Origin of the sequence: uncultured Kiloniella sp. (assembly GCF_937128705.1) — a bacterium.
Lineage (GTDB): Bacteria > Pseudomonadota > Alphaproteobacteria > Kiloniellales > Kiloniellaceae > Kiloniella.
The window spans coordinates 1-3,392 of record NZ_CAKZMP010000160.1; the positions used below are offsets into that span (position 1 = coordinate 1).

The window sequence follows — 3,392 nt, forward strand, 5'->3', positions numbered from 1 at the left end:
GACGAGATTTAATGTGTTCGACTGCATGTGTGAAGTCTTTTAGAAAATGAGCTACTTTTTGCTGATTTGACGGCTTCGTCATTTCTTGCGTTATTTCGTGGGGCGAAAGCTGCATGAATTCAAACTCTTGAAAAAGATCCGACCGGAAACCATCACTTACCGTGGACAAGACCAACCGCAATTGTTTGAGCATATCGTCACCACGATGGGATGCATGCATTAACGCAATTGGCTTTCCAATGATTTCATCCCGCGAAACAAGCCAGTCGATTGCATTTTTGAGACCACCGGGAATAGCCCTGACGTATTCAGGGCTTGATATTATCAGACCATCATTTTTTCTAATTAGATTACAGAAGGCCTGAACGGGAAAAGGCAAGGGAGCATTCTCGGCATCTGGTGAGAAGACTGGTAATTCAGAGACACCAGAAAATACAGATACTTCGTGGTCTGGACTTGCAATTTCCGATACAGCTTTAAGCAAGGCGGTGTTGCTTGAAGCTTTACGACCGCTGCCAGAGATAGCGAGGATTTTCATGCGTTGTGTATAGCTTAAATCGATTTAGTGCTCAATCTCTATAAAGCCAGAATTGTTGTCGAAAACAGATAAAGTTCCCGTATTTTAACTTATGGTTCAAAATACTGACGAGAGATCAGGGGGCATTAAACATCCAAGCATCCATAGAGATAGATCCGTAACTAAAACTGTTGTGAAGTCTGTGGGCTACAGTATTTTCGCCACCTGATCCTGCTGCTATTAAAAGGGGTAGAAAGTGTTCTGGTGTTGGGTGGGCAACACGACCATTAGAGGTCGCAGTCATGTAGTTACAAAGCGCGGTCCATTCCGAATTATGCAGAGTATTCTGTACCCAATCTGAAAATTCGACAGCCCAATCGGGAGGTGGTGTGTGTTCGGGGGCTAAAGCTCTGAGATTGTGGGTGATGGCCCCTGAACCAATTATGAGAATATTATGGTTACGTATAGTTGATAGATCCAATCCTAATTGGTAGAGATCGTTTGTTGAAAGTCTGCGGTCCAGTGAGAGTTGCACAACTGGAATATCTGCTTCTGGAAAAGCCAGTAATAGAGGAATCCAAGCCCCATGATCCAATCCTCGTTGTTTATTTTCGTTGGGTTCATAGCCCGCGTTTTTTAAATGCTCACGAAGTAATTTAATTAATGCTGGGCTCGATTTCGCGGGATATTTTAGGTGGTACAACTCTGACGAAAAGCCTGCGAAATCATGTATCGTCTCAAGCGTTTCACCCGTCGTGATATGCAAGCCCTTGGTTTCCCAGTGTGCAGAGATAATCAGGATGGCATCTGGCCTTTTGAGGTGACTGGCAAGCCCCTTTAAAAAAGTGGTTGCGGGATGCGTACTCAGCGGAAGGTCGGGTGCGCCGTGTGGCAAAAAGAGACTAGGCTGTGAAGAGTGGATACTCATTCTACGCAACCAACTTTTGAGATGTGAAACCTGGTAACTCTGGTCCTTGCGGGATGATGCCCGATGGATTGAGTGCCTTGACAGAGTAATACCCGGCTTTGATGTGATCAAAGAATACGGTGTTGTTAATTTCAGGAATATCAAAGAGCCGCTTGGTATAGGCAGAAAGCTTTGGGTAGTCTGCTATGCGTTTCAGGTTGCATTTGAAGATGTTGACATAGGCAGCATCAAATCGAATTAGGGTTACAAATAATCTGATATCCACTTCGGTTAGAACATTGCCCAGAATGTAGTTTCTGTTGTCAGTCAATTTTTCTTCCAATGTATCCAGTGTTTTAAACACATTGGTTACAGCTTCATCATAAGCCAACTGACTGGTTGCAAAGCCTGCTTTGTAAACGCCGTTGTTGAAATTATTATAGAGTTGTTCAGAACATGTTTCTATCTCGGTAAGCAGGTGAGGTGGCCGCAAGTTGACAGCTTCATTCCCAAAGGCATCAAACCCGCTATTGAGAATACGAATAATGTCGCTTGATTCGTTATTAACGATCGTCTGACGTTTTTTATCCCAAAGTACAGGAACAGTTGCACGTCCGTTTATCTTTGGATCGGCGTGGCTGTAAATTTCATGCATATAGTCCGCGCCGATATGGGGCTCCTGAACCGTGCTGCCGGGAAAATCATCAAATTTCCAGCCCTTGTTTGTCAGGACAGGTGATACGACAGAAATGCTTATGACATCTTTTAGTTTTTTGAGAGCGCGTACGATTAAAGTTCGACAAGCCCAAGGACAGATGTATGCCACATAAAGGTGATATCGGTTTGCTTCTGCTCTGTAGGCTGTTTGCCCCTCTGGGCCTTGGCTGCCGTCGATAGTGATCCAATCGCGAAAGGTTGAAGTTTGTCGAATAAAGCGCCCCTGAGCGTCTTTATCTTGTACAGGTTGCCATTCTGCATCCCACTTGCCATTTACCAACATGAATTTTTCTTTTTTGTGTTCAGTCTGAGAAGGTTTTCTTCGGGATGAGACAGAGAAAAGCGGCTATTTGAAAAGCTAAGGGCATAAGCGCCGTTACCTATAAGAAACTGGACAATGAGAGTGACAGCCCAAAACGCCGGGAATTCCCAACCACCATTACTGTTGGAAAAAAGCCAACCATTTCCTCCGTGGACAAAGATGATGGCCCCCAACACTATCGGAAGAAGAACAATGCTGATAATTCGAGTGTGATAACCCAAAATTAAAGCAATACCGCCGATAACTTCTGCTAAAATAGTGAGGTATGCGAAAAGGCCTGGCAGGCCTAATGATTCAAAAAATCCGACTGTACCAGCGGGTGTGAAGACAAAAACTTTAAGGCTGGCGTGTGCAAGGAATAATACGCCGAGTGATAGACGTAAAATTAGGGCTGCATAAGACGGATGGAGTGTTGGAGCTAGTTTTCGTGTTGTCATATTGAACATCCAAATTTCTATCTGAGATTCTGATTAATAAATGATGGAATAAACGTAAGGTGTCTTTTGTTGGGAATAAACATGCCTGTTGACGAATAATTGTCGTCATGGTAGCGACAATTATGGATTTGATTGATGGTATGAGAACGTTTACCCAGGTTGTCGCTGCCGGGTCTTTCACCGGAGGGGCGGAACGCTTGGGAGTGTCAAAGAAGCTGGTGAGCAAATACATCGGCCAACTGGAAGATCGTCTGGGCAGTCGGCTGTTACACCGAACAACACGTAGCCTTAGTTTGACAGAGGTGGGAATACTCTATCATGCAGGTTGCTTACAGTTACTTGACGATCTGGAAGAGTTGGAACTTACGGTTCAAAATCAAGTGGCTTCACCTCGAGGTAAGTTGTTGATTTCAGCACCGAGTACTTCTGGCGAAATCTATGTTGTCCCGCAAGTAAGCAAATTTCTCGAGCTTTATCCGCAGGTCTCGGTCG

At 44.5% G+C, this 3,392-nt stretch carries 5 protein-coding genes; 1 reads left to right on the plus strand and 4 read right to left on the minus strand.

All coding sequences use genetic code 11. The annotated features are described in order from the left end of the window. From Q0241_RS09130 to Q0241_RS09145, 4 genes are all read right to left on the minus strand, one after another. The coding region (locus Q0241_RS09130; RefSeq protein WP_299376360.1) for an NADPH-dependent FMN reductase at positions 1-538 on the minus strand (538 nt) is incomplete at its 3' end. Positions 539-653: 115 nt separating this feature from the next. Further along, positions 654-1,445 (minus strand): class III extradiol ring-cleavage dioxygenase, encoded by a 792-nt coding sequence (locus Q0241_RS09135; protein WP_299376364.1) that lies wholly within the window; start codon positions 1,443-1,445, stop codon positions 654-656. A gap of 1 nt (position 1,446) precedes the next feature. Continuing rightward, positions 1,447-2,424 (minus strand): glutathione S-transferase family protein, encoded by a 978-nt coding sequence (locus Q0241_RS09140; RefSeq protein WP_299376367.1) that lies wholly within the window; start codon positions 2,422-2,424, stop codon positions 1,447-1,449. Continuing rightward, complete coding sequence (locus Q0241_RS09145; RefSeq protein WP_299376370.1) at positions 2,415-2,900, minus strand: DoxX family protein; 486 nt, start codon at positions 2,898-2,900, stop codon at positions 2,415-2,417. Before Q0241_RS09145 ends, Q0241_RS09140 begins: the two co-directional genes overlap by 10 nt. A gap of 107 nt (positions 2,901-3,007) precedes the next feature. Here Q0241_RS09145 and Q0241_RS09150 point away from each other — a divergent pair. Continuing rightward, positions 3,008-3,392 (plus strand): LysR family transcriptional regulator (locus Q0241_RS09150; RefSeq protein WP_299376373.1); only part of this gene is annotated, 385 nt, incomplete at its 3' end.

Bases quoted from the DNA above. Each gene is read 5' to 3' on its own strand.
- Q0241_RS09135 (WP_299376364.1), bottom strand. From the start codon at position 1,445: ATGAGTATCCACTCTTCACAGCCTAGTCTCTTTTTGCCACACGGCGCA.
- Q0241_RS09140 (WP_299376367.1), bottom strand. From the start codon at position 2,424: ATGTTGGTAAATGGCAAGTGGGATGCAGAATGGCAACCTGTACAAGAT.
- Q0241_RS09145 (WP_299376370.1), bottom strand. From the start codon at position 2,900: ATGACAACACGAAAACTAGCTCCAACACTCCATCCGTCTTATGCAGCC.